This is a genomic window from Proteus mirabilis HI4320, from assembly GCF_000069965.1.
Classification (GTDB): domain Bacteria; phylum Pseudomonadota; class Gammaproteobacteria; order Enterobacterales; family Enterobacteriaceae; genus Proteus; species Proteus mirabilis.
Genome location: NC_010555.1, coordinates 16,452 through 36,289, shown reverse-complemented (window position 1 = coordinate 36,289; position 19,838 = coordinate 16,452). Strand labels below are relative to the sequence as shown.

General features: G+C 35.2%; 27 protein-coding genes. 18 read left to right on the top strand and 9 right to left on the bottom strand.

Translation table 11 applies throughout. The annotated features are described in order from the left end of the window. The first annotated feature begins 978 nt into the window (after positions 1–978). The 14 genes from PMI_RS18735 to ddp1 (PMI_RS18680) all read left to right on the top strand — a co-directional run bounded on the left by PMI_RS18735 (position 979) and on the right by ddp1 (PMI_RS18680) (position 7,834). Positions 979–1,503, top strand: coding sequence for a J domain-containing protein (locus tag PMI_RS18735; protein WP_012368914.1), 525 nt, complete (start codon positions 979–981; stop codon positions 1,501–1,503). Positions 1,504–1,557: 54 nt separating this feature from the next. Then, the gene (locus PMI_RS18730; protein ID WP_012368913.1) at positions 1,558–1,764 is read left to right on the top strand and encodes a hypothetical protein; all 207 of its coding nucleotides are present in this window, start codon (positions 1,558–1,560) and stop codon (positions 1,762–1,764) included. Positions 1,765–1,833: 69 nt separating this feature from the next. Further along, a complete protein-coding gene (locus PMI_RS18725) occupies positions 1,834–2,385 on the top strand; it encodes a hypothetical protein (RefSeq protein WP_020803329.1) in 552 nt (183 codons plus the stop codon). 21 nt (positions 2,386–2,406) lie between these two features. Beyond that, positions 2,407–2,673, top strand: coding sequence for a hypothetical protein (locus PMI_RS18720; RefSeq protein ID WP_012368911.1), 267 nt, complete (start codon positions 2,407–2,409; stop codon positions 2,671–2,673). After that, positions 2,663–2,893 (top strand): transcriptional regulator, encoded by a 231-nt coding sequence (locus PMI_RS18715; RefSeq protein ID WP_012368910.1) that lies wholly within the window; start codon positions 2,663–2,665, stop codon positions 2,891–2,893. Before PMI_RS18720 ends, PMI_RS18715 begins: the two co-directional genes overlap by 11 nt. A gap of 370 nt (positions 2,894–3,263) precedes the next feature. Continuing rightward, entirely contained in the window at positions 3,264–3,446 is a 183-nt protein-coding gene (locus tag PMI_RS18710) for a hypothetical protein (protein ID WP_012368908.1), read from the top strand. Positions 3,447–3,450: 4 nt separating this feature from the next. Beyond that, a complete protein-coding gene (locus PMI_RS19485; RefSeq protein WP_012368907.1) occupies positions 3,451–3,612 on the top strand; it encodes a hypothetical protein in 162 nt (53 codons plus the stop codon). 160 nt (positions 3,613–3,772) lie between these two features. Further along, positions 3,773–4,117, top strand: a complete 345-nt coding sequence (locus PMI_RS18705; RefSeq protein ID WP_012368905.1) for a hypothetical protein — start codon at positions 3,773–3,775, stop codon at positions 4,115–4,117. A 75-nt stretch (positions 4,118–4,192) separates the two neighbouring features. Then, positions 4,193–4,327: a hypothetical protein gene (locus tag PMI_RS19750; protein WP_012368904.1), complete on the top strand. Its 135-nt coding sequence runs from the start codon at positions 4,193–4,195 to the stop codon at positions 4,325–4,327. A 121-nt stretch (positions 4,328–4,448) separates the two neighbouring features. After that, complete coding sequence (locus tag PMI_RS18700) at positions 4,449–4,745, top strand: type II toxin-antitoxin system RelE/ParE family toxin (protein WP_012368903.1); 297 nt, start codon at positions 4,449–4,451, stop codon at positions 4,743–4,745. 1 nt (position 4,746) lies between these two features. Further along, entirely contained in the window at positions 4,747–5,031 is a 285-nt protein-coding gene (locus PMI_RS18695; RefSeq protein WP_012368902.1) for an addiction module antidote protein, read from the top strand. A 708-nt stretch (positions 5,032–5,739) separates the two neighbouring features. Continuing rightward, positions 5,740–6,309 carry a DNA distortion polypeptide 1 gene (ddp1, locus tag PMI_RS18690; RefSeq protein ID WP_020803314.1) on the top strand — a complete coding sequence of 190 codons (570 nt, stop codon included), beginning with the start codon at positions 5,740–5,742 and terminating at the stop codon, positions 6,307–6,309. Then, positions 6,299–7,468, top strand: coding sequence for a MobP1 family relaxase (mobP1, locus tag PMI_RS18685; protein WP_012368899.1), 1,170 nt, complete (start codon positions 6,299–6,301; stop codon positions 7,466–7,468). The genes ddp1 (PMI_RS18690) and mobP1 overlap by 11 nt, the downstream gene beginning before the upstream one ends. Positions 7,469–7,477: 9 nt before the next feature. Next, positions 7,478–7,834: a DNA distortion polypeptide 3 gene (gene ddp1, locus PMI_RS18680; protein ID WP_012368898.1), complete on the top strand. Its 357-nt coding sequence runs from the start codon at positions 7,478–7,480 to the stop codon at positions 7,832–7,834. On the opposite strand, the gene PMI_RS18675 is transcribed toward ddp1 (PMI_RS18680), so the two are convergent. The 3 genes from PMI_RS18675 to PMI_RS18665 all read right to left on the bottom strand — a co-directional run bounded on the left by PMI_RS18675 (position 7,811) and on the right by PMI_RS18665 (position 9,422). After that, a complete protein-coding gene (locus PMI_RS18675) occupies positions 7,811–8,338 on the bottom strand; it encodes a restriction endonuclease (RefSeq protein ID WP_012368897.1) in 528 nt (175 codons plus the stop codon). The two genes, ddp1 (PMI_RS18680) and PMI_RS18675, sit on opposite strands and share 24 nt — an antisense overlap. 69 nt (positions 8,339–8,407) lie before the next feature. Beyond that, positions 8,408–8,686, bottom strand: a complete 279-nt coding sequence (locus PMI_RS18670) for a hypothetical protein (RefSeq protein ID WP_012368896.1) — start codon at positions 8,684–8,686, stop codon at positions 8,408–8,410. Positions 8,687–8,759: 73 nt separating this feature from the next. Next, positions 8,760–9,422 (bottom strand): nucleotide-binding protein, encoded by a 663-nt coding sequence (locus PMI_RS18665; RefSeq protein WP_012368895.1) that lies wholly within the window; start codon positions 9,420–9,422, stop codon positions 8,760–8,762. Positions 9,423–9,919: 497 nt separating this feature from the next. Here PMI_RS18665 and PMI_RS18660 point away from each other — a divergent pair, with 497 nt between their 5' ends. The 3 genes from PMI_RS18660 (at position 9,920) to cui (ending at position 11,153) form a co-directional block, all read left to right on the top strand. Continuing rightward, the gene (locus tag PMI_RS18660; RefSeq protein WP_012368894.1) at positions 9,920–10,183 is read left to right on the top strand and encodes a type II toxin-antitoxin system Phd/YefM family antitoxin; all 264 of its coding nucleotides are present in this window, start codon (positions 9,920–9,922) and stop codon (positions 10,181–10,183) included. A gap of 8 nt (positions 10,184–10,191) precedes the next feature. After that, a complete protein-coding gene (locus PMI_RS18655; protein ID WP_012368893.1) occupies positions 10,192–10,494 on the top strand; it encodes a type II toxin-antitoxin system RelE/ParE family toxin in 303 nt (100 codons plus the stop codon). Positions 10,495–10,634: 140 nt separating this feature from the next. After that, entirely contained in the window at positions 10,635–11,153 is a 519-nt protein-coding gene (gene cui, locus PMI_RS19810) for a colicin immunity protein Cui (protein ID WP_012368892.1), read from the top strand. Positions 11,154–11,232: 79 nt separating this feature from the next. On the opposite strand, the gene PMI_RS18775 is transcribed toward cui, so the two are convergent. Further along, complete coding sequence (locus PMI_RS18775) at positions 11,233–12,699, bottom strand: colicin-like pore-forming protein (RefSeq protein WP_012368891.1); 1,467 nt, start codon at positions 12,697–12,699, stop codon at positions 11,233–11,235. A gap of 839 nt (positions 12,700–13,538) precedes the next feature. On the opposite strand from PMI_RS18775, the gene PMI_RS19185 reads away from it, so the two are divergent. After that, the gene (locus PMI_RS19185; RefSeq protein ID WP_012368889.1) at positions 13,539–13,685 is read left to right on the top strand and encodes a Hok/Gef family protein; all 147 of its coding nucleotides are present in this window, start codon (positions 13,539–13,541) and stop codon (positions 13,683–13,685) included. Between the two features lie 68 nt (positions 13,686–13,753). On the opposite strand, the gene PMI_RS18640 is transcribed toward PMI_RS19185, so the two are convergent. From PMI_RS18640 to PMI_RS18620, 5 genes are read right to left on the bottom strand one after another with little or no spacing between them, the layout of a single operon-like run. Then, positions 13,754–14,716 carry a DUF6685 family protein gene (locus PMI_RS18640; protein WP_012368888.1) on the bottom strand — a complete coding sequence of 321 codons (963 nt, stop codon included), beginning with the start codon at positions 14,714–14,716 and terminating at the stop codon, positions 13,754–13,756. Then, positions 14,691–15,296, bottom strand: coding sequence for a DUF459 domain-containing protein (locus PMI_RS18635; protein ID WP_223307256.1), 606 nt, complete (start codon positions 15,294–15,296; stop codon positions 14,691–14,693). The genes PMI_RS18640 and PMI_RS18635 overlap by 26 nt, the downstream gene beginning before the upstream one ends. Further along, positions 15,268–15,783 carry an H-NS histone family protein gene (locus PMI_RS18630; RefSeq protein WP_012368886.1) on the bottom strand — a complete coding sequence of 172 codons (516 nt, stop codon included), beginning with the start codon at positions 15,781–15,783 and terminating at the stop codon, positions 15,268–15,270. Before PMI_RS18630 ends, PMI_RS18635 begins: the two co-directional genes overlap by 29 nt. A gap of 44 nt (positions 15,784–15,827) precedes the next feature. Next, entirely contained in the window at positions 15,828–18,146 is a 2,319-nt protein-coding gene (locus PMI_RS18625) for a type IA DNA topoisomerase (RefSeq protein WP_012368885.1), read from the bottom strand. Between the two features lie 3 nt (positions 18,147–18,149). Beyond that, positions 18,150–19,829, bottom strand: coding sequence for a PcfJ domain-containing protein (locus PMI_RS18620; RefSeq protein WP_012368884.1), 1,680 nt, complete (start codon positions 19,827–19,829; stop codon positions 18,150–18,152). Between the last annotated feature and the right edge of the window lie 9 nt (positions 19,830–19,838).

Genomic DNA, 19,838 nt, shown 5'->3' with positions numbered 1-19,838 from the left:
TTTTAAATCAACCTTGCATATACTCATCATACAACCATAACATGAGAAATCAATAAAAAAATCTCATGGCATCACAAAACTTTCTCATGTTTATATCTATGTCACAGATCATCACAAGACAACCATTTTTAAATCAAGGGTTAATTATAATTCAATTAACATTTCCCCAATAAAAAACTGTTTGAAACTGTTAATTCAACCCAAAAACCTCTCATGTTTGACCCAAAAACCTCTCATGTTTACCCCAAAAATCTCTCATGCTTAACCCAAAAACCTCTCATGTTTGACCCAAAAACCTCTCATGTTTGACCCAAAAACCTCTCATGCTTAGCTAATTTTTTCTCAAATAATCAAATACATACACACTTACTAAGTTTTTAAGTTTTTAAGAAAAGAAAGAAAAAAGAAGTTAAAACAATGCACAGAACTTGTGGATAACTTTGTTTGCCTTGCGTTGAAAAGCGCCCCAAACAACCACACAATCCCCTTTTAAAAGATCTGATTAAATTTTGACCTACTCAGTCATTAACTGACGCACTCCGCTCCGCTCGTTTGTCCAACAGCGACCCCGACCCACAAAACAAGTTTTGCGTGTCTCTCGCTGTTCTGTCTTTCAGGGTTTGTATTTTTAAAGCTCTTTAAACAGCGTCAAAACGATTGTGAGACGTTTTTTTGAGTTGTTGCAAGATTCTATCGTCTTCGACCATTAAACTACTGAGATGCGTTTCTGTTCGTTCTCTTTGGTTCGCTACGCTCACGGCTTAACAGAATAAAGGGGGGGCTATATCGCATTTTTTCAATTACAGATATAAATATTTAATTAGTTAAAAATCAATGTGTTAAATTATTTTAAAGTGTGATTTTTATCAAAAAAAAGGCAAAAAAGCATTGCTTATACGCCCAATAAGGCGTATTATTATTACATCGAGAGGGGAAACGCCCTGAACACAATAGCCCAAACGGGCAGGAGATAAAAAAATGAATATTCAGCAAGCCTTAAACGTTTTCGGTTTATCTGGCGAACTCACCGAGCAAGACATCAAAACAGCTTACAAAAAAGCGTCCTTAAAATTCCATCCTGACCGTAATCAGGGCAACCCCGTAGCCGCTGAAATGATGAAAGCTGTCAATTGTGCCTATGATTTTCTTATGCAAAATATGGACAAAATTAATGCGTTTCAGAGTGAAGAAGCAACAGCGCATTACAACTACGGGGAAGAACTCGAAAACGCCTTAAATGCATTACATGCGCTTTCTGGTGTGATTTTTGAAGTTACCGGCAACTGGATTTGGATCAGCGGTGACACCAAACCACACAAAGAAGCTCTGAAAGCAATGGGCTGTAAATGGGCGAACCAAAAGAAAATGTGGTTTTTCCGTCCCGAAGAATACAAGGCGCACGGCAACCGCAAATCGCACAGCATGGACGAAATCCGCGCCATGTATGGCACGACAGGCGCATACAAAGCCAAAGGAAGCAGACAGATCGAAAGCCGCGCTTAACCTATTACGACAGGGGCGAAAGCCCCTGAATCAGGTATTCAAAGGAGTTTTAATATGAACATGAAAATTACTGATATTTTAAAATTTGGTGATTGTTACCGTTATTTTTTAATCAAAAACAGCACTGAAATTTGCTGGATTGAGTTTAACGGCAAAAAAGAAATTAAATGCTCTAACTTTGAAAAAGGCAGCAAAGAAGAATTAGAACTCGCAGAGTTTTTATATAACGTCCGTCGAAACCACCTGTTAAGTGATATCTAAGCCTGTTTTTTATGGCGGGTATCGAACCCGCCTAAAAAATTATATTAAGCTATGCACGAGTACAGAGCCATGAACGAAAAACCGACTTTTTTTGATCAATACAGACCCGTTTTTGAGGTGGTGTGCCGTATGTTAGGCGGAAACTGGCGCGTTAATCTGCTGGACGATTGTCAATATCGTATCAAGCTGACATCCCCCGATTTTAGAGGGTTTATCATTATCGTCAGGCAGGAGCAAGGGCGGTTAGTGTTAACGGGATTTGTTGATTCCCGATTGTATCGCGGGACGTATTTTAAATGTACTGTAGCATCGGACAGAAAACCCGATGCAATTGCACAGACCATCACGCGGAAAATTTTATGCTGTGTACGGGAAGAACTGATAAAAGCGCGAGAGATTGAAAAATCACATCAGGACGCGCTGGAGCAGGATAAAATCATTAAGGGTATGCTGTCCCGTCTGGTGAAGCTGGAAAGCCATTACAACGCTTTTACGGGCTTTCGGGCGGATAATGATTTACGGGGGGATATAACTAAACGGTTTGACGGGTACGGGCTGACAGTGCAAGGGTTGACCGTTGAGCAATTAGTCAAATTAACAGGTATTATTAATACTATCTAAGATATAAAGAGTGATCTCAATATGAAAACCATAAGAAAAAACAAAGGTGATGTAACTTATTATTTAAGCAGAGAGAATAACGATAGTTATCGTCTTATTAAAAAAATCAAGGCGAGAGCGACTCATTTAGTTAAAGACGGGCATAAAACAACCAAAGTAACATTAAGTGATTTGTTATTAACGCATGACCAACTTTACAACTTAGATTATTCATTAAACGGGCTGAGGGCAGATGATAAAGCCACAATTGAATTGCTTATAGGGGAGTTTTTTAAAAATGGAAAATAATGCAAAAAATATAAAAGCGTTGAGATTAAAAACAGGTTTAACACAAAAGGAAATGGCAGAAAGGTACGGGGTAGGGATCAGAACTTGGCAAAAAAAAGAGGAGGACGGGACGCAAAGCAGTCAGAAGTTATCAAATTTTGATTTTGAATACTTGCTGTTATTGGCTGGTGAGCATCCTGATTTTGTGCTGGAAAAAAGAAATAAGGAAATTGCAAGCTAATCGCTTGCGCTGCTCTTTGTTCGGGTGTGGCTGATTCTTTCTTTTGTCTGCGACCGTCCGGCTCTGGCGTGGCGGTCAGCCCGTTAACGGCAACGGCGGCTGTTCAGGGGGCGCAAGCGCGGGTCTTGCGTTTCCCGATACGTCCCCCCCGCTTTATCGGCAAATCGGCGTTGGTGTTCTTTTTGACTCCGAGTTGTTGCCTTACATGCGCCAAAGGCACATAAAATCAATAAGTTAAATATTTTTTAAAGTGTGATATTCATCAAAAAAAGGATAGGAAAGTATTGCTTATACGCCCAATAAGGCGTATTATTACATCGAGAGGGGAAATGCCCCGACCACAATAGCCCAAACGGGCAGGAGATTTAAAATGAAAACAAAAAATATCAAAAAAGCGTTTAATATCCCTAGTTTTTCAGAATCAGTAAAAAAAGATTTTGAAGCAGGTCTTATTACTCTGGAAGATGCAGCCATAGAATTTTATAAAGCAAATTATACATTTTATATCGACTTTGAATATACAAAGAAACAACTCCAGATACAAGAGGTATAATTTAATGAAAAAATACACAGTTTTATTTGCAGAAATAAGCAAAAAAAATCCGGATGATGAACCTGATGTTTATCGCTTTGAGTCCATAAAAGAATTTCTATCTTTTGTTAAAAAAGTAAAATTCCAAGAAAAAATGAATTTTAATTCATCATTATATTTTATCTGATTCCATGGAAAAAACAAATAAGTTTCAATATAAAATTACAGAAGAAGCAAAGCACTATAAGCAATTTAAAAAATTATTAATAGAATATATGAGTTAGAAAAAATAAAACTAATCTAATAAATGCCAGTGGCAACACTGGCATTCAATAGGAGACAGTAAAATGAAAATGTATCTTGTTAAATTAGATTTTTTTGAAGTCTGCGACAATGAAAGAATGTTCACGGATAGTAAAGAATATGTGATTGTAGAAAAATCAGAATCACGGGTTGTAGAAAAGTTCATTAAATTTAATAACGCATTGTTAATGAGTGTCACTCAATACGATTTATTCACCGAACCGAAAAAAATTAAGTTTATTATGTCAGCGTACAACGTAAACGGGGAGGTGATTTTTGTCGAAACATTACCGATTGAAGTTAAAAACACATTAGAGTTAATTGAGATACTAAAAGCCCGCCGAAGCGGTGACTATTTAACCGTAGATTGGAAGGAGGTAGACAACTAAAACAACGCTAGGCGCTGTTAAGGGGTTGCCCCCCCTTAACAGCGAACACATTAAATCAACGAAAGAGAATTTAAAATGTCCGAAAAAATGATAGCAGTTGCAAGAGCATTTGGAAAGGGAAAAGGCGGAACATTCCCTATCATGACCGCAAAAGAGCTTGAGAAATTTTTAGAAGTGATGAGAACAGAGCGGCTGAAACAAATCCATTGATAAAAAAATAATCACAGGGGCAAAATAAAGCCCCTTTTTTTTTAAAAAAAAACATGATAACCACAGTTGACAATGTGAGGTGTGTTAACTATAATTAACAGTATCAGAGGGAGATCATGCAATGATTGAAATCAGGCAAACAGAAGAAGTTAAAAAATGGCTTAAAGGATTAAAAGATAAAATAGCCAAAGCAAAAATTTTAACACGGATTGAGCGGATGAAAGAGGGAAATTATGGAGATGTTGAGCCGATAGGTGATGGATATTCAGAGTTAAGAATTCATCAGGGCAAGGGTTACAGAGTTTATTTTGCCAACCGAAACAATGAAATTATTTTATTGCTTTGTGGTGGTGATAAAACAACACAACAAGCAGACATAAAAAAAGCAAAACAGATAGCGAAAAAATGGGGGTTCTGAAATGAAAACAAAACCAGAATTATTTGATGTAGTCGATTACCTAGAGGATGAAGAAGATATTCAGGCATATCTCAATGCCGCTCTGGATGAAGATGATGAAAGCTACTTTTTAGCAGCACTGGGAAATATTGCCAGAGCAAGAAATATCAGCCAACTTTCAAAAGAAACAGGAATGAGCCGTGAGGGAATTTATAAAGCTCTTTCCGGAACAGGAAACCCATCTTTTAAAACGATTTCAAAAATATCTAAAGCATTAGGTTTGAAAATACACTTCGCAGGGGCTTAACCGCCCCTGTTTTTCTTTTCGGGTATTGAACCCGAAAAGAAAAACCAAGTTACCCACCGTCTGAATTTTTTGCGGGTACGGCTGCGCTCCGCTATCGCCTACCCGTGCGCGACGAACAAGCCAGCTTTTCAGGGCTGACTTGTTCTGCTCAAAAAAATCATCCCGAGGATAACTTAAACCGCCACGCTGCACTTGCTGGCATTCGCCAGCGCAGCAAAGGAAAAAGGATTTTTAAATGCCCGTCAGGGCATGTAAGGCAACCCACGAAAGTTCCAAAGAACACCAACGCCGATTTGCCGATAAAGCGGGGGGGGACGTATCGGGAAACGCAAGACCCGCGCTTGCGCCCCCTGAACAGCCGCCGTTGCCGTTAACGGGCTGACCGCCACGCCAGAGCCGGACGGTCGCAGACAAAAGAAAGAATCAGCAATCTATTTTATAAAAATTTCACGGGTTCTATGAAGCCTCTTGTACCACCTTATTACGCATTATCCGTAACGGTATAATCAGTTTATAGTCATGTTAGCTATGTTTGAACCGCCATTTTTACCCTGAAATTCTTTCCTTTGCTTATGTTTAGTGCTTAAATCTAGATAGGTGACGATGGTAAGGATTTTAAATACGATGCAGGATAGGCAACGCACCGTTAAAATGCTAGCATTTTACGATTTGTTGCCGTTGACCTACAGTCGGTTTTTGGGGGGTGATATGAAGCAAATTAATTTCAGAATAACTGACGAAGAATATGTTTTTTTTGAGAAAAAAATAAAGGAAAACTTTGATATTTCTTTGCCTATGTTTTTTAAAAAAGTAGGTTTAAGTGTTCTGAATAAGGATTCGGAAATCAAAAAAATAAAAACCAGCCTGTATGATGAATTAGGGCTTGAATCCTATTACATGAATAATAAAATAACATTATATATCAATGATGAATTATATCATGGTCTAAAAGAAAATGCAGAAAAACATGGGTGGTCACTATCCAAAGAAATCAGGTTTAGACTAAAACATACAATGAATAATGACCTTGATTTTTTTGATCAGGAGTTAAAGATTATGCGAGATTATAATAACCAATTAAAACGTGTTGGACGCAATATTAATATGATACTACGGCGGGATGATGGGAAGATTTTAGAGAAAGAAGAATTTAGGCAAGATATAGTTAATTTGCAAAAAAATATTAATGAAATGCAAAGAGAGCTAGAGGGTTACATCAAAAAGTGTAAAGGAAGATCACTTTCTCAGCATGTCAGCGTGGTAGATTATGGGTGTTAATATAGAAAAAGAGTATTTAGTTAAACGTAGTCGATCTGCTAAAGGGCAATCGCTGAAAAAATCCATTCAGGCGGGAAAGTCAGCATTTGCTCATAAAGCGAAAAAGGGGGGTAAGTTATACGGAAGCAGGGTAAGAGAGCAAATAGGTAAACACGGTCGAAGTAAAGAAGTTATGGTAAAAATCACTGGCTCGGCACAAATAAAACAGGGCATTAAAAATAGTGTCAACTATATATCTCGTGAAGATACATTGTTGTTAACTGATGATGAGGGAAATAAAATTGATGCAGTAGATGCTAAAGATTATTTAATTCAGTGTGATGATGATGATACTTATGACTCAAGAACAAGTAAACAGCCAGCAATCACAAAAAATATTATTTTTTCACCTCCGGCATCTGCACAGGTAAGTCAGGAGGATGCACTTGAATCAGTCAGAAAAACATTATCTGAAAAATACCCCGACAATAAATTTGTAATGGTTTACCATGATGATAAAAAAGATCATCCTCATGTTCATGTCATTCTCAGAACTGATAATGATGATACAGGAAAAAAAATAAATATTCGTAAAAAAGATTTACGAGAACTACGCGAGGGATTTTGTGAACAACTAAAACTAAAGGGTTATGATGTAAAAGCCACACATAAACAAATTCCTGATTTTAAAAATAAGCTGAAAGAGGAAGATGCAGCAGCACCAAGACGGCAAAAAAATGTAAGGGAGGTAGTAGATTTTGGGCGCGCCCCGTATCAGTTTAAAGAGGGTAACAAACCACAAAACTATCTTACTGTGAAAACACTTAATGGCAAAGAATATACTGTGTGGGGTAAAGAACTTGGAGAGCTTGCAGAAAGAGAAAAAATTCAAAAAGGCTCACTAATTAAACTCAAAAAATCCGGTTCAGAAGAAGTAAAAGTACCAAGATTAGATAAAAACGGGGAGCAGGCTGGTTGGCTAACTACCCAACGTAACAACTGGCAATTGGAAAATATCGGGCAAAAAGGCATAGACAGAACACAAAAAATTGGAACAGAAAAACAAACGGACGTAACTGAACAGTTGAAACGCCAGCAGGAGCAGCAGCGTAGATTTAAGCTTCAAGCGGCAGAAATGATCAAGAAAGAACAAAAACTCAAAATAGGGTTGAAATTTTAAGGAGGGAGTATGTATAAAAAAATTGAGTTTTTAAATAAAAACCAAATTGAAACGGTCAATATTATCAGAAGTGAAGTGCAGGATCGCTATTGGATATTGAACAAAATAAGATTAAGTGAGTTTCTGTATTCAGTAAAAGAATATGGTACGCCAGAATTTTACGATGATTTTAAAAGAATTAATCAAATTACGCTTCCGTGTGTAATTTTTGATACTCATGAAAATACATTAACCGCTGCTATTTTTTTTGAGAGTGAACCCGCCGCTGAGGAAGTTTTGAAAGGTGCGGGGGTAACGTACATTATGATTAATCAAACTAAAGATGCTTTAACACATCCGGAATTACTCCGGTTTTACCGTGAGTAGCTGAATCAATTTTTTACCACTGATGAGTATAAGACGCTTTGAATTATTCATGTTTTTTAGTAATTCAGGACGGGTTTTTCCTGTGTGACAAAAAATTCCTTTGCATTGATTTTTTTCACACAAAGATTCAAAATCGTAAACGTGCTGTAACGAAATAAATCCACGATAACGCTTTGCCTGAATAAGTAATGTTTCGCCGTGCATAATTACCTTTCCATCAACTCCACCGTCACCTGTGTACCTTTTATTTCTGATAACCTGATAGCCTCGTTGTTCAAAGGCTTCTAATAATAGTTCTTCAAAAACAAACGGATCTATTTTTCTTAAATAGGCTATTTTTTGACTAAATTCATGAATGCCAGAAAGCCGTTCTAAAACGGCTTTTGCGCTCTTTTGTTTTCGTTTATGTCGCCGTTGTCGGGCGGTGTTTTTATACCAAAACGAAATAATTAGTATTGTGAAAAAGAAAATCCAGCAAATAATTTTAATATTTGTAGGCATCATTAAAACCTGTTAGCTAGTAACTTTCATTTATTCCAGCACCAAAATAAAAAATAACCACTAACATTGTAGTTACCTCATTACCTCTATTAAAAACTTAGCCTTATCGCTAGGTGATAGCGATTCAAAGGCAAGCAGTGAAGCCCGTAAAATGTTAATACGTTTCTTGCCTAGTCCGTTAGTCAGCCTGTCTAATCGTTCTAAGGTATCTTCATCCATGCGAAAACCTACCATGATAGATTCTGTTTTCTTTGTCGGTTTTTTATCACCTTGGGCGATAAAATCATTAACCGTCTTACTTTCTGACTGTTCAATTGCTGGCGCGTGTTTTTTTAATTTATTTATATCCATAATCTAATCCACCTCAATACTGAGTTAATCATTGATTAATCAGATATGATTAATCAATGATTTCCAATGTTTTTTAGCTATCCTGAACAGAATCAATGAGTTCAGCGAATAAAAGCTCTAATTGTGCTTTTGCTGACCCTACATTTTTTCCTTTAAGCTCATGCACTCCCAGCCCTTCATTTATGGCTTTTTCAAAAGCCTTTAAGTTTGATATGCGTGTTTTGAATGGAGATAAAAGCAGGGGATCATCATTAAGATATTGTGTGATTTTTACTGCATCATTACTAAATGGTGAAGTAGGGCAACGATTAAGTAAAGCAAAGGCTTTTAGTTTTGTGTTTTCCTTTTTAGCTTCGTTCACAATGGATGATAATTTATTCAGTGTAACAACTTCCAACATGGATGTTGGGCTTACTGGAGCTATAAATACATCTGCAACAAGTAATGCACTGCGAAGTTCAACGCTATCATGTCCGGCAGTGTCTACCAATATTACATCTGTTACCCCGTGCAATTTGTTAATTTCTTTATGTGTATTGCTTCCGTAACAAGTCATAATTGGGATATCAGGAACGGGCTGTTCTCGTCGTAAACTTTGCCATGTATTCAAATCTTCGTTTTTGTCTGTTCGCACTAATGCGACAGACGCAGTTTTTTGTTGCAACATTACTGCTGAGTTTGCCGTAATTGTGGTTTTTCCTACACCACCTTTATCTGATCCAAAAACTATAATCATTTTCCTACCCCTCATTTATGTTTATGATTGATTAATCAAGGATTAACAACAGTGATTAATCAATGAATATCATATAACGATAATCTTTGATTAACCATAGCAAGATAATCAAAGATTATCAATAGTGATTAATCAAAAGATAACAAAACAAGTTAATCTTTGACTAATCACGCATGTAACTCTACTTATCAAGCGTTGGGTGAAAAAAAGCGGTGAAGTTTAATTTTGTTAAAATGTTTCTTAATTGTTTCAATTTTAACAAAAAACAAACAATGGAATTTTGGCGGTTTTAATAACAGAAATCTTCCTGTTTTAGCAGGTAGAGAGTATGAGTGACAGGGTAACAGTGATTTTTATCACTAAAGCCAGCGATTTAACATAATGGCTCTTATGTGATCCAGTTTTTTTATTATTAGTATTAATTAATGGTAAAATTCACAACAAATAGCTATAATAGACATTCAAGCCATTTTGTACTTTTTTACGGAGTGTTACTTATGGAAATTATTCCTGCTCAACTCGCCAAAAATCAATTTGGTGATTTACTAATGAAAGCTCAACGTGAACCTGTCCAGATCAGCAAACATGGAAAGCGTGTAGCTGTAGTCATTTCTCCAGACGAATATGACCAATTTACACAGTTGAAGTTACAAAATTTAAAATCTATTTTGGCCGAATCTATTGAACAAGCAGAACGGGGAGAGTTACATCATATTGATGATGTTTTTGCACCTTTAACTAGCAATGAAATTGAAGGTTAATCTTATAAATGAGTGTTCTATTTACCAAGAAAGCAAAAGAGCATATTCGCACCATAAGACGATATTCTTTGACCCATTGGGGAAAAAATGTAGCTGAAACTTACATAAATTGCTTAAGAATCACAATAATCAATATTATTGAAAAACAACCCTCTATTGGTATAGATCGTAGTGATGACCTTTTTACAGGAATAAGAAGTTTTCCTGTAGAAAGTCATATTATTTACTATCGAGAAGTTGAGAATGGAATAGAAGTATTAGCAGTATTACATCAATCTCAAGATCCATATATTCATATAAAAAGGGATTAATTTTTCCCTGTCATATCAATAGAGGAATGATTAATTGTTATATTCATATTAAACCCTAGCCGTTTTAATGTTTCTTTATGTGTTTTACAAACAACTATGATATATTAATTATCATAGGTACTACGTAAAGGCAGGTTACTATGGATAATAAAAATCACCCAAATGATCATTTGTTAATTAAGTGGGGTTCAATATTCATCTTTATTAGTGCAATTCCGATATTTATTATTTTTTATTTTAATGATATAGATATATTATTTGCTGTGTATGAAAAAATAAACAATATACCATCAACTTATTCATCAACATATCCAATAATTAGCAAGTTATCATTTTTTTACTGCAAATTATCACCATTAATAGTATTGTTATTTTTCATTTTTTGTTATAAGAAACTGACTCTTGTAAAACCTATACCAATTAATAAATTAATAATAAATGTTATTTTTCCATGTCTTGTGATTACGATTATTTCTCTATATGTTTTATATTTTTACAATACTGATATATCAGATAGTGGTTGGAGTATACTTAAAACTATATCCAGTAATAAACACCTATTATTTGGTTACTATATAGCTATTTTTTTGGGATATTATGTTTGGTTGTTTCTTTTTTTTATTTCATTTATTTATCTTCCATTTAAATCAATTCGTTGATAAATAGTGATTACTTAATTTTTATAAAAATAAATGGTTATCTTAGATAGTTTTAACTAAATAAGATAACCAAAAGTAATTAATGAGCTTCTGGAATAAGTAAGTTGTTAATTTTATCAACAACTTTATCATCAATTAAGGATGCTAAATAACTAATTAACATTATAGTTGCTATAATTGCTAAGGTTGTAGGTAATGCTCCTATAGCTAAAAATGATGCAATTGATGAGATAAAACTTATTGCTATACTTATCGCTATCCCCGTAGCATATCCACTGATTATCATAGCTTCCACTTCCAGCATCAATGGTTTCCAGTTACCAGTCTCAAAACCAATAGCTGCTTTTTCGCGAAGCTTTTCAACACTCAAGACTTTACCCAATACCCCGAATGACTTACCTAAACGCTGAAAATTTTCAGACAGGATTTTTGTATCCACATGGCGCACTGCATTAGCCAGTACCACTCTATCCGCTTGTTTTATCTTAATATTAGGATTACGGTTGATTTTTTCCATCATTTTTAATGCATCAGACAAGCTACGTAATTTCTTTCCCTGAAAGTTACGTAAATCACTAGCGATCTCATTAGCAATAGTTTTGTATTTTTCCCCCAAGTGTTTACTAATTTTTTCGCCAGTATTAGTGATAATATCTGCCGCTCCCATCAATGCCTCTTTTTCTGCATCTTGGATAAATTTTTTATTTTGTGGGTACGATTGATATGCATTAACAACCATTAATTTCGCTAAATTTTCTTTTTTTTCATCTTGTTCAATATTTAAATCTTTATAGAATGCATTTAACTGGCGGCTTTCATATTGTGATGCTTTTATAATTTTCTTGGAGAATTTTTCTATAAAACCTAATTTATTTAATGTAAAAATAAATTCATATTCCTTTATTTTTACATTATAATCAAGAATATTACTAGGCTCAGTTTTATAACCTAATATTGCAAATCTCTTTACCTCTTCTAATCTATCTTTTTTCTCATTTGGTATCCCCTTAGAATAGCGATTATAGGTTTTCTCTATATATTCCTCAGAAATATTTTGCACGTTTCCAGCGTCATCAAATGTGACGGTATGAATATAATGCCCATTATAAATAGATACTCTAGCCTTATTATTTTTCAAATCAAAATAATCTTTTCTTATTCTCGACGTTAATCTCCCTAAATCTCGATCACGAGCCAACTTATTATTATAAGGTATCGGTAATTCAAGTTGGTTATTCTGAACATTATTTTTTTTATAATCAACACTATTACCTTTTCCATCAACTTCAATATTATTAGTCGTATGACCATTTTGAGGATTAATAATCCTTGCTCCGTGTACAGTCACCGTAAAGTTTAATCCCTCAAGCCCTTCTATTGTTGACGTAGTATATGAAAACGAAGCATTTGGATCACTTAAACTGATAATATTTCTATCTCCTCCATCGCCTTTTCCTACTGGGCCACTACCTAAATCACCTTTACTAGGTCTATCGGCAGTCACTGAAAGATGATCGGTCTCTGCTGAATGATTATTTTTACTCATAAAAATTTCCTTTTTTTATTAAAAATCAGTCAATGATACTGTATATGCATACAGTATAAATATAAACCTTATTCCTCCTCACGTCAATTTCTTTCTGAATAATTATTGAATATAAAAAAATCTTATTTTTCAAAAAATTAAAAGGCGCTATTAGAAAATAATTGAAAAATTGGGGACGTAACGATATTGCTACCATAAGCAATTTAGGGAACGTTTGTTTTGTAGGAAGGAATTAAACACCGTAACAACTTTCATGCTCTCCTAAAGTCACGCATTTAACCATATTGTGTCTTACGCGCTCCTCGTTTTTTGATTAGCTTAATTTTTTGAGTAGAGTTGCTGTGGCTAAAGCATGTTTCATGCAAGACACATTAATGTTGTAACTAAAGGTTCCTAATCTTATTCAAAGAATCTGGAACGGCCGCAACCAATCAGGAAGATGGCCATCGCCATTGAGCGATTACCGGCGATTCTATGAATCTTTGTTTTACAGTAAGTTAGGTTTTTTCAGTGTAAAAAATATCAGTGAGTATTTTTGAATGAGACAAAAAGACGTTGTATTACGTGAATTTTAGCGTAATGGCAGGGGGATTAGTGGTCAAATTTCACGTAAATGCACCAGATTAATCAGTTATGGAGCGTCATAGTGCTAATTGCGTGCTGTTTTGTTCAACTTTTGGTAATCTTTCAGCGGGTGCTTGATCCTGTCCGGTTCAAGCATTTAGTGAGAGCCAGATAGAAGAAAGCCCCGATAAGGTTATTTATTACCATAATCGAGGCTGCAATTCTCTACTTAGCACTAGAAATTGTGCCTCCTAATAAGTTAGGAGTCAAGGAAAATGACCAAGTACGCCCTGATAGGGCTGATTGCCGTTTGTTTAACGGTACTGTGTTTCTCTCTGTTAATGCGCGATAGACTCTGTTCTATCAGTGTGAATAGTGGGAATACAGTAGTTCAGGCAACACTTTCTTACGAAGAACGGTGATGCCTAGCGGGGGAGCATTCCCCCGCATTTTCTTTTTCTGTGTTTAGTTTAGGTTTCAAGCACCCTTTCTATTGAAAAATAGAATTTGGATTTGGCATTTTCAGATAACGAAGTTCATGCAAATAAGGTTTTGTATGATATTCATTTGGTAATCTAAAATAGTTCGGCAGATTGATTATTTTTTTCTGGTCATGTGCTTTATTAATCCAGTTATTAAATAATTCGGAATCTATTTTTAATGATTCTTTAGGAATAAAGATAATCATTAAGTTCTGATAATAATGTACGGGTTTCAGAATTGAAATATGCGTACTGATTAGCTCTGTTATTACATTAATAAATTTATCACTTTCCGATAGGGATTTGGGATTGCTATCATTATTAATGATGAATGAATAGTATTCATTATCCAGCATTCGTATATAATAACTATTAAGAGAAACCTTTTCTAAAATAGTTTCTCTTGTGTATTTAATTTTATCTCTGATTGATTGATACACTACCAATGCGGCATGATGAGAACCGCCTGTATTAGGGGCAACAAACCTATTTAACCATTCGTAATATATGACATTAATAGGTCTGCACTTTCTGAACCCCTCAGATTCAATGTGCGCAATATTTCGTTTCCAATCATCTTCATTTTCCGCTTTCATTCTTTCGTCGGGATACATTGCGCGCCCCCAACTATACAAATCATAAAACCAGCTACCGTTTATAGCGCCATCAGGAATGCCACCAAAACTTTTAGATGCTGTTAATGATTGTATTTTATTAAAATCAAAAAAATAGTCTATAGTTTTCTCGATACGGCACAAATTAGTAATTATATCTTTAATTTCTGTAGGAAAACCCCTAACCATATAATTCTTAAAAAGCTCATCCCATCTCAAAATAGTATTTGAATCCGCCGTGGGTTTATATAGCTCAACTTTACCTAAATTAACATCATTTAACTGATCAATGACATAATTATCCGTTGTCTTATATATAAATGCAATAATGCTATCTGTTATTTTCTTTATCAACATTAATTAAGCTCCTTATTACATTATCAGCCCCATTTTCTGTTATATGAATACCATCACTGGTTCTTACTTTAACACCATTAATAAACTCTGAGTATTGATACCCTAAAGATACTCGAGTATCCATCGTTTTTATCTTATTTTTTCTTGCTGCTTCACAGATTGCAATTCGGGTATTTGATAATAAATTATTTTTTTCTTTATTTTTTAGGGTAGGGGGGAGTAACCAAACAATCTGCCTATTTTGCTTTTTTATGGTTTGGATAAAGACACTAGCCTTTTGTTGGTATTCGGGGATATCTGCCTTAGAAATGAGATCGTTTGTACCTAAAACAATATACACCGTGTCATAAAGCGAAAAATCGATATTCTGTGTGTAATCTTGCCAACTTAAAATCTGTTTTGATTGCAACCCTGTGCTTTCAAGGAATTTAGCATCAACAGGGGCAATTTTTTTGTAACTCATGGCGAGTTCATAAGTCAGTGAATCACCAATAAAAAGGGGCTTACATTGCCCGATAACAGGCAATGTAAGAGACAGCAGGAGAGGGAGATTAACCCAACGAAGAAGGGTGATTTTCAAAGAGTTTTTCCGCTTCTTTAATGTCATCTTTAGCATCGCTGGCTTTATCAATCAAAAATTCATCGAGAGAATGACCTGCATCAATTAATAGTTGCAATCCTTTCTTCATACGACCAATTCCCGTCCATGTGTCTGTTTTACCTGTTTCGGGATGCGTAAAGCGATATTTCGCAGGCGTATTTTTAGACTTTCTTTTCTTTCCTTTTTTATCGGTTGTTTCAAAAACGGAAATGTGGATTGTTTCTGGATCTAACCCCAACTCTTCTAAGTATTTAATCGCTTTTAGGCGTTTTTCTTCCAGTTCAGCAAGTTCAAGTTTGCGTAACTCGAATTCTTCACGCTGTTCTTCTACAATACCATTGAGTTGATTGGCAAGATTTTCTAACCATTCAAAATTTTTCGTTTTTGCAAACTTTCTTAGCTCTGTTAATCCCGTCAGTGATTCAGACGTAATTTTGTATTTTTCTTCTCTAGTTAATTCGCTCATGTTTTACCTCAATATAAAAATGGTTTTCTGTTAAAAAATAATAGTTACTTTTTCTTTTCAGGGAAACCTATCTTCCCTGTTTTCTTATCATCTAAAACAAGTTCAGTATCAAATGTTTTCCCTGCTTTGGTTTTAAACCCTTTAATAACGGCAGTTTTTCCATCTTTAATGAGTTTTTCCACTTGATTCTGTGTGAGTTTTTTACTGCAAAATTCAGCCCATATTTTAAATTCACATCCTGTACAGAAGTATCCTTTTGGTCGAATAATTATTTCGTTACTGCATGACGGACACATGACATTTAAACGTGCTACTGCGCCCTCATTAGGTTGTTTTTCTGTAACTGGTTGCCCATTTTTATCGGGAAATGCCGTCTTACATTCAGGATAGCATGAACAACCCCAAAAGAAACCATTTTGCCCCTTACGTTTGATTAAAAACCCCTTTTGACAAACAGGGCAAGGTGTACCGTTAGCTGTGATATTTATTCCGTTAGCGTCGAGTTCGGCAATCAACTCCTTAATATAGCTGTCTGTTTCTTTAATAAAGTCAGCAACGGTCAGTTCCCCTTTTTTAATTAAGGCTTGTTTTTCAGCCCATCGAGCCGAAATATCGGGCTTGGTAATTTCATCAGGCAGAGCAGCGCAAAACTCTTGCCCTTGCTTTGTTGTTTTCCAAACAAGCTCTGAATAGCCTTTTTCTTTTTCAATCGAAATTAATCCCGTATTTTCGGAGAGTTTTTTTAATATCCCTGCGCGAGTCGCTTCTGTGCCAATACTGCCTTGATCAGTGCTCCCCTCGTCTTTAGCTTCAAGTATTTTTCGAAGTTCAGGATCATCAATAAATTTTGCCGCACGTGTCATAGCGGCAAGGAGTGTTGAAGCAGTAAAATATTTAGGTGGAAGAGTGGGCTTTTTATCCACGTTAGCTGTTTCACACACCCCATTATCATTAAATTTTAACGTTGATAAATCAAAGTCGAGTTTTTCTGGCTCTTCTGTTTCTTCTTCGTCGCTGTCTTTACCTAATGATTCCCATCCTGACTGGACTAATACGCTTTGTGTGGCGGTAAAGGTGTTGCCTTTGATATCAAAATGCACTTTTGTTTTATCTCGAATGCTATCGGGATAAAATAAGCCAATAAAGTAAAGTGAAACTAATCGATACACATTTTTCTCTTTCTCATTCAATTGAATATTAGAGCCGTCTTTCGTTGTTGGCACAATAGCATGATGCGCTTCAATTTTGCTGGCGTTAAAGGCTTTGTGTTTTTGAACTTTATCCATGTGCTCAACCGTGCTTGCCAATTCTGGCAATGTACCGATAACTGCTTGAGCGATATCATTCGCTTGGTAATAGTGCTCGTCAGACAAATAACGATTGTCTGTTCTTGGATAGGTCAATAATTTATGCGTTTCATACAGGCTTTGCATAATATCCAGCGTTTCTTGTGGGGCATAGCCAAATCGTTTAGCGCAAATTTGCTGTAGTGTAGATAAATTTAACGGTAAAGGTGGTTTTGTGTTTTCCGCTTTCGTTGCTGCAATGGTCACTTTTACCGCTTGCCCTGAAACGATTTCAGTAATGTGTTTGGCTTGGGCTTCTGAGATTAAGCGACGCTTATCATCAATCTGATCGTTATCGGTTGTTTGATATTTCGCCTTAACTTGATGTCCGTTCATCTCAATTAAAGCATAAATATCATAATAGAAACTTTCATTGTGGTTTTGGTTCGCCAATGTTCGCATATTCACAAGCCCCAAAACTGCACTTTGCACCCGTCCCACGTTTAAAACACCTTGATAGCCTTTTTCACGCCCTTTTAATGTACAGCCACGAGTAAGGTTATAGCCAAAACTCTGATCGAGCAGAGAACGGGATAACGCACTGTTTGACATACCGCGAAATTTTTCATTCGGTTGTAAATCGGCTAAGGCTTTTTTAACAGGTGCTAAGTTTAAATCCGATACTAAAATACGCTCTACGGGCTTTTTATTTTTTGCGTAATCTAAAATTTCATTGACCAGAAGACAGCCTTCCTCGTCTGGGTCGCCAGCATTAACAATGGTTTTTGCTTGGTCAATTAATGACAAAATGATTTTTGTTTGTGCTGCCGTTTCTTTTTTTATTTTATAGGTTGGTGGGAAAACCGTTTTAATCGGTAAGTCACCAAAACGCCAGCTTGCATATTTCTCATCATAATCTTGGGGGTCGCTCAACTCGAGCATGTGACCAACACACCACGTCACAACATCGTCACCGTGTTGAAAATACCCTTTTTTCTTTTCCGTGTTTGGATTACCACCTAATCCCTCAAAAATGGCTTTTGCTAATGATGGTTTTTCCGCAATAAAGACTCTCATAATTTACTCTCCTAAATTAATTAAATTAACTTTATTTATTTTGCTGTTGACTTGGTTTAATACTTTTTTACTCATTTTTATTATTTCACTTGAAACCGCAGAGTTTGATACTCCCATTACTTGGTCAAATTTGAATATTTTATGGTTTTCGACTTGTGAAATCCCTAAAGTGGCTCTTTCATCATTATTTATGATAGTGAAAACTCGATATGTTTCATTGGCGCAATCATGAGCGTAGGAATAAACGCAATGATGCATTTCTTGACCTTCTTTTTTTAGTTGTTCTAGTGTCGTAATTTCACTTACCGTCATTTCAGAAATGCACGATTGCCAATCAATATCAATACCATTCCATTGAGGGGAAATTTCTGCATAGTCATAATCGTCATGATTGAGTTCTTCAACCCATTCTTCTGATAATCGATAGATAGAAGCTAAAGACTGATTTTTTTGGATGTAAAAATCGGTGTTAAACACCCATTCTATAGCATGTGCAAAGCGATTTAGTTCCGTGTTCCAGCGTCTTGTTACCGATTTATAACCAATATTTTTATAAAGGTCTTGATGATAATCGAGCCATTTTAATGCAATGCGGTAAACCGAAGTATAACCATGTTCAACGCGTAAACCATTCCATACGGTCTCTAAAAAATCAAAAATAGCCTTAGTAGGGTATTTTTTAATTTCAGGCTGCCTGAGTAATTTCATGATTATTTTAATTTTATCATTTATACCAAACCGATATCTGTCACGTAGACTTATAAATTCAATTAACTGTGCGATTAATGAGGGCTTTAATGTATACATATATTTAAAATCCCCGTAAGAAATTGATTCAGGTAGTTGTAGCTCTTTATACAGGTCTTTTATTTTACCTGTTAAAGTATAGTGATAATTAGATTTTTTTTGCTTCCGTAAAAAACCTATCATCAACCAAAGTCCTTTATAATCGACATTATCATTGATGCGTATCTGTTTTGAGAATTTATAATAATCCAAAAAATTAGCATCTAATATTGAATTACGTACGAAGGAATTAAAATGTGCTTTTCCGTATAAAGAAAATACCCCCTTATCAATAACTTTCCATATATTTTTGGATAAACTCATGCTTGCATATTTTTGGGTTTCATTATTAATAAATGCATTTATTCTAGTCATAATTTTTATGCAAATATCATGACGCATTTTACTCATACTCATACCCGCTAAATAATGAGGATAAAAAAAGGTTTTTTCCTCAAACATTTCACTAGTCGTATCAAAATCTGGTTGTATATCTTCAAGAAGTATTTTCGTTTCAATCCCTCCATAAAATGATTTATACATATAACATATACCACTGATCGAGTAATTTGATTTCACTATTGAGTCAATAACATGGGTTACTGCACTTTGTAACCAATATTGTATATTATATATATTTTCATTTTTCCAAAAACAAGGGATTCGGTTAGGTAATGATTTTCTAACTCGCCACTCGCCTGACTCTAAGTTTGTAAAAAACCACGTATGCAATGTGACTTTTTGTGTTTTTTTATTAAGCCTAATTTGATAAACGCCACAGATAATAATTTTAACAAATGAGTCGTTTTCTTCGACTTTGACTAATCGAAAAACACCGTTCGCTTCACAAAATTTAAATAACTCATGAAGTGTTAATATTTTATTTTGTTTAATCATTATCCACTC

Excerpts from the sequence above, each read along its gene's own strand:
- PMI_RS18735 (WP_012368914.1), top strand. The coding sequence starts at position 979 with ATGAATATTCAGCAAGCCTTAAACGTTTTCGGTTTATCTGGCGAACTC.
- PMI_RS18730 (WP_012368913.1), top strand. The coding sequence starts at position 1,558 with ATGAACATGAAAATTACTGATATTTTAAAATTTGGTGATTGTTACCGT.
- PMI_RS18725 (WP_020803329.1), top strand. The coding sequence starts at position 1,834 with ATGAACGAAAAACCGACTTTTTTTGATCAATACAGACCCGTTTTTGAG.
- PMI_RS18720 (WP_012368911.1), top strand. The coding sequence starts at position 2,407 with ATGAAAACCATAAGAAAAAACAAAGGTGATGTAACTTATTATTTAAGC.
- PMI_RS18715 (WP_012368910.1), top strand. The coding sequence starts at position 2,663 with ATGGAAAATAATGCAAAAAATATAAAAGCGTTGAGATTAAAAACAGGT.
- PMI_RS18710 (WP_012368908.1), top strand. The coding sequence starts at position 3,264 with ATGAAAACAAAAAATATCAAAAAAGCGTTTAATATCCCTAGTTTTTCA.
- PMI_RS19485 (WP_012368907.1), top strand. The coding sequence starts at position 3,451 with ATGAAAAAATACACAGTTTTATTTGCAGAAATAAGCAAAAAAAATCCG.
- PMI_RS18705 (WP_012368905.1), top strand. The coding sequence starts at position 3,773 with ATGAAAATGTATCTTGTTAAATTAGATTTTTTTGAAGTCTGCGACAAT.
- PMI_RS19750 (WP_012368904.1), top strand. The coding sequence starts at position 4,193 with ATGTCCGAAAAAATGATAGCAGTTGCAAGAGCATTTGGAAAGGGAAAA.
- PMI_RS18700 (WP_012368903.1), top strand. The coding sequence starts at position 4,449 with ATGATTGAAATCAGGCAAACAGAAGAAGTTAAAAAATGGCTTAAAGGA.
- PMI_RS18695 (WP_012368902.1), top strand. The coding sequence starts at position 4,747 with ATGAAAACAAAACCAGAATTATTTGATGTAGTCGATTACCTAGAGGAT.
- ddp1 (WP_020803314.1), top strand. The coding sequence starts at position 5,740 with ATGAAGCAAATTAATTTCAGAATAACTGACGAAGAATATGTTTTTTTT.
- mobP1 (WP_012368899.1), top strand. The coding sequence starts at position 6,299 with ATGGGTGTTAATATAGAAAAAGAGTATTTAGTTAAACGTAGTCGATCT.
- ddp1 (WP_012368898.1), top strand. The coding sequence starts at position 7,478 with ATGTATAAAAAAATTGAGTTTTTAAATAAAAACCAAATTGAAACGGTC.
- PMI_RS18675 (WP_012368897.1), bottom strand. The coding sequence starts at position 8,338 with ATGATGCCTACAAATATTAAAATTATTTGCTGGATTTTCTTTTTCACA.
- PMI_RS18670 (WP_012368896.1), bottom strand. The coding sequence starts at position 8,686 with ATGGATATAAATAAATTAAAAAAACACGCGCCAGCAATTGAACAGTCA.
- PMI_RS18665 (WP_012368895.1), bottom strand. The coding sequence starts at position 9,422 with ATGATTATAGTTTTTGGATCAGATAAAGGTGGTGTAGGAAAAACCACA.
- PMI_RS18660 (WP_012368894.1), top strand. The coding sequence starts at position 9,920 with ATGGAAATTATTCCTGCTCAACTCGCCAAAAATCAATTTGGTGATTTA.
- PMI_RS18655 (WP_012368893.1), top strand. The coding sequence starts at position 10,192 with ATGAGTGTTCTATTTACCAAGAAAGCAAAAGAGCATATTCGCACCATA.
- cui (WP_012368892.1), top strand. The coding sequence starts at position 10,635 with ATGGATAATAAAAATCACCCAAATGATCATTTGTTAATTAAGTGGGGT.
- PMI_RS18775 (WP_012368891.1), bottom strand. The coding sequence starts at position 12,699 with ATGAGTAAAAATAATCATTCAGCAGAGACCGATCATCTTTCAGTGACT.
- PMI_RS19185 (WP_012368889.1), top strand. The coding sequence starts at position 13,539 with ATGACCAAGTACGCCCTGATAGGGCTGATTGCCGTTTGTTTAACGGTA.
- PMI_RS18640 (WP_012368888.1), bottom strand. The coding sequence starts at position 14,716 with ATGTTGATAAAGAAAATAACAGATAGCATTATTGCATTTATATATAAG.
- PMI_RS18630 (WP_012368886.1), bottom strand. The coding sequence starts at position 15,783 with ATGAGCGAATTAACTAGAGAAGAAAAATACAAAATTACGTCTGAATCA.
- PMI_RS18625 (WP_012368885.1), bottom strand. The coding sequence starts at position 18,146 with ATGAGAGTCTTTATTGCGGAAAAACCATCATTAGCAAAAGCCATTTTT.
- PMI_RS18620 (WP_012368884.1), bottom strand. The coding sequence starts at position 19,829 with ATGATTAAACAAAATAAAATATTAACACTTCATGAGTTATTTAAATTT.